Raw genomic sequence first — 4072 nt, forward strand, 5'->3', positions numbered from 1 at the left:
TGGATACTCCCCTGATGAAATGATAGGTAAGACACTCTTTGAGTTTATGCCTCCCTATGAAGCTGAAAAGATTGGTGAGGCGTTCAATAAAATTGTTGCCCAAAAAAAACCAATAACAAATCTGGAAAACTGGAATATCAGCAAGGAAGGGCGACGTGTGTGTCTTCTGACTAATGGTGTGCCATTCCTGAACGAAAACGGATGGTTACTTGGATTTCGTGGTGTTGATAGAGACATCACCGAGCTCAAGCATGCAGAGGAGGTGCTGAAAAGATCGGAAGAAAAATTTGCCAAGGCATTCCACCATGGACCCCTACTGATGGCAATAAGTTCAATAGAAGACGGTAACTACCAAGAGGTGAATGAAAATTTTGTTCGTGTTACCGGATACAGTAAAGAAGAGTCTATTGGGACCACATCGGTTGATCTGGGTTTTATATCTGAAGAGGATCGAGATAGGTTGAAACAGGAATTAATGCAAAACGGGCGTGTCGATGGAATTGAGATGAAGCTGTACAAGAAGGGCGGAGACACATTGTATTGCCAATATTTTGGCGAAATAATAATGGTTGCCGGGGAACAAAAGCTGCTCTCTATTGCAAGCGATATCTCTGACCGCAGGCAGACGGAGGAGGCGCTGCGGGAGAGTGAGGCACATTTGCGTACATTGATCGAGACGATACCGGATCTTGTATGGTTGAAAGATCCGGATGGCGTTTATATTTCCTGTAATCCAAAATTTGAACGTTTTTTTGGAGCAAAAGAAGCGGATATTAGGGGTAAAACAGATTATGATTTTGTAGATAAAGAATTAGCGGATTTTTTCCGAGAGAAGGACAAGGCAGCTATGGCCGCCGCCATCCCTGTCGTTAACGAAGAAGAAGTAACTTATGCTGATGATGGGCATAAAGAGCTATTAGAAACTATAAAGACACCAATGTATGATTCAGAAGGAAAGCTTGTCGGTGTGTTGGGTATCGCCAGAGACATTACCGAGCGAAAGCATGCAGAAAATTTTATGCGGGATCTTTCGCAAATGTTGATGCAGGCCCAGGAACGCGAGCGGCAAATGATTTCCTGTGAATTGCACGACAGTATCGCCCAAGATCTTTCCACATTGAAATTATACTGTAACAGGCTGTTTGAAAAGCAATCATCCCCTGAATCAGACATCAAGGGATTACCGGAAGATGTGTCCACACTCATAGATCAAACCATTACCTCGGTCAGGGATCTGGCTTATGATTTGAGGCCCCCCAGTCTGGATCACTTGGGTCTTGTTTATGCCCTTAAAGTTTTTTGTGAAGAGTTTACTGAAAAAAATAATATCATGATTGATTTTCAAGTTGCCGGTATCCACGAGTCAACACTGAATTCTGATACTCAAATCAATTTATACCGTCTGGTGACGGAAGGACTGAACAATGTCCGGAAACATGCTGTTGCTTCCAAAGCGATGATAAGACTTGTGGGGGCATCCCCGAATATCATCCTTCGAATTGAAGATAACGGCAAAGGGTTTGATGTAAAGGAACGGGAACGCTTAATAGGCAATGAAAAACGAATGGGCCTTCGAAGCATGAAAGAAAGGGTCAACCTGCTTCAGGGTCAGATGTCAATCCATTCACAATTAAATAAAGGGACAAAAATAATCATCAAGCTGCCTTTATAAGGATTAACAACAATGGATCAAAAAAAGCGTATTTTAATCATTGAAGATCATCCCCTTTTCAGAGAAGGTATTAAAACCATCATACAGAGTGATAGTCGGTATGAGGTGATTGGTGAAGCGGGAAACGCAGGCCAGGGGCTCAAATTAGCCAAAAAACTCAGGCCGGATCTTGCTGTTGTGGATATTTCCCTTCCGGATATAAGCGGTTTTGATCTTATCCGGGATATGCAAAAATATTCCCCGGACATACCAATCCTGGTGTTGAGTATGCATTCCAAAGTAGACTATATCGTAAAAGCGTTTCAGGCCGGTGCCAGTGGTTATCTTGCCAAAGAATCCGCCGCAGATATGCTGATCCGTGGAATTGAGCATACCTTAAAAGGTGATTATTTTATGGACACTTCAATATCCCGGCAGGTGGTAAGAAAACTGGCCCAATTGCCGGATAAGAAGCCTGTTGCTATTGTTAAAGGCTATGATACACTAACCCCCAGGGAACAAGAGGTCATGGCCCTGGTGGCCAATGGGCTGCCATCCCAAAAGATTGCAGACAAATTGTTCATCAGCCCAAAAACAGTTGAGAACCACCGTTCCAGAATAATGCGCAAGCTTGATGTAAGCAGTGTCATTGACCTGGCGCGCCATGCTGTCAAGATAGGCCTCATTGACCTGGATCTCTGGAAAAAATGATAACGCATCACCCATCAATCTTCCGGGAAATACTCCTCTATCATTTTTGGGAAATTCTCCCGACCATGATTTTTTACCGGTAAAAATAAGCATTTTCACCTATTTACACTAAAAATCAATTTCAGTAATATTCTTTGTATTGTAAAAAATTTATTTATTGTTTGTTTAATCAGTGCCTGACCGAAAACTGGAAAACAAAAATGACTGATGACAAAAAAGATCCTATCAACGGATATCCGGATTTGACACAGTTTATTCGCAGTATTCAGCGTATTGAAGGAAAGCCGGATTGTTTTGCCAGGACTGCCACAGATTGCGATAATCCGGCCTGTCAGTGGCACAGCTATTGCGTTAAGGAACTAAAAAAAAAAAAGGAAAAAGCCATGAGCAGTAAAAAACACTATCTTGAAATTAAGCCGGTATGCAAGGATTTATCACATGCTCCCTGATTCTGAAAAACCCAGAATTCTGATTGTTACACCTGAGGTTTCTTACCTGCCCAAAGGGATGAGTGCCATATCCAATCTCCTTAGTGCCATGGCAAGCCGGATTTGACAATAGCAGCACATTATATTGAATTGTATTGCAAAATGTTGAAACGCCCATTTATCAATGCTTAACCCATGAAAAGAATAAAAAAGGAGAAGACAAGAATGACCAATGGAACAGTAAAATGGTTTAATGACAGCAAAGGTTTTGGCTTTATTGAACAGGAAGATGGTGGCCCGGATATATTTGTTCATCATTCGGCAATTAACGCATCCGGTTTTAAGTCTCTTAACGAAGGTGATAGAGTGACATTTGATATCGAACAAGGGCAAAAAGGACCTGCCGCTGCAAATGTCACTATTACTTAGTTCAACACAAACACAGACAGAGTCCTCAAGACCATGGGCTCTGTCTCAAATCTTCCAGGGAGAAAGGTAAAATGGTATCAAAAAAAATATATATAAAACGATCTGTAATAGATCGAAGATCTCTTTTGGATAGGAGAATGTTTGATCTTGGTCCTAAATATCCAGGTAAAGACCGAAGAATGAGACAAGGCAGGAGGCAAGGCTGGGAAAAAAGATATGAATGGGAATCGATAGATCGGTTGACCGACTTTCCCATATATTTTAAAATTCCTCAACCATACAAATCGTTATGATAGCATAGTTTAGCTCTTTGTAAGGTATGATGTTCGACCTATTTGTTCTGAAACGATATTTTTCCATAATTTAGGGAGGTGTTATATGGAAGGCTACTTGCCAAATAAAGATTTAATTTTTTTTAATCCGGGAAACTCAGGCATAGTATTTATCCATCCTGCAAAACACTACATAACTGTGGAGCAACTCTTGAAAGCACAAGAATGCCTGGTGCAAGAAACTACTAATCCAGTAGTTTATATTGAAGATCGCAGGGCTAAACAACGACGACAACGAGTTATTTTAACTGACTCTCCGTCCAGGAGCAAGGGGGACCGGGATTCAGAAGCCATAGATTTTAAGCCATCTTTGAAATAGATATAGAGAGCTAAAAAAATGGCAATAATATGGCACAAATCAACATGCCCGGTCTGCGGTCTGGGATGCGGTTTGATCTTACATTTCGCACGAACATAAAAAAAATTGGAGCCAAACACGAGAACCCTCTATTTATTATACAACCCATTGATATCGTAGTAGATAATAAATCTAGACTTTTCTATTCGATTGTTCTATAACA

General features: G+C 41.1%; 6 protein-coding genes. All 6 read left to right on the top strand.

Annotation, left to right across the window (positions count from 1 at the left end):
* Positions 1–1672 (top strand): PAS domain S-box protein (locus tag K8S13_RS15205; protein WP_291463763.1); only part of this gene is annotated, 1672 nt, incomplete at its 5' end.
* Between the two features lie 12 nt (positions 1673–1684).
* Positions 1685–2362, top strand: coding sequence for a response regulator transcription factor (locus K8S13_RS15210; RefSeq protein ID WP_291463765.1), 678 nt, complete (start codon positions 1685–1687; stop codon positions 2360–2362).
* 200 nt (positions 2363–2562) lie between these two features.
* Positions 2563–2811, top strand: a complete 249-nt coding sequence (locus K8S13_RS15215) for a hypothetical protein (protein ID WP_291463767.1) — start codon at positions 2563–2565, stop codon at positions 2809–2811.
* A gap of 204 nt (positions 2812–3015) precedes the next feature.
* A complete protein-coding gene (locus K8S13_RS15220) occupies positions 3016–3219 on the top strand; it encodes a cold-shock protein (RefSeq protein ID WP_291463769.1) in 204 nt (67 codons plus the stop codon).
* 378 nt (positions 3220–3597) lie between these two features.
* On the top strand, positions 3598–3870 hold the full coding sequence (locus K8S13_RS15225) for a hypothetical protein (protein WP_291463771.1): 273 nt from the start codon (positions 3598–3600) through the stop codon (positions 3868–3870).
* 18 nt (positions 3871–3888) lie between these two features.
* A complete protein-coding gene (locus K8S13_RS25725) occupies positions 3889–3969 on the top strand; it encodes a hypothetical protein (protein WP_367172637.1) in 81 nt (26 codons plus the stop codon).
* Positions 3970–4072: the final 103 nt, after the last annotated feature.

This window comes from Desulfobacula sp. (assembly GCF_021107415.1).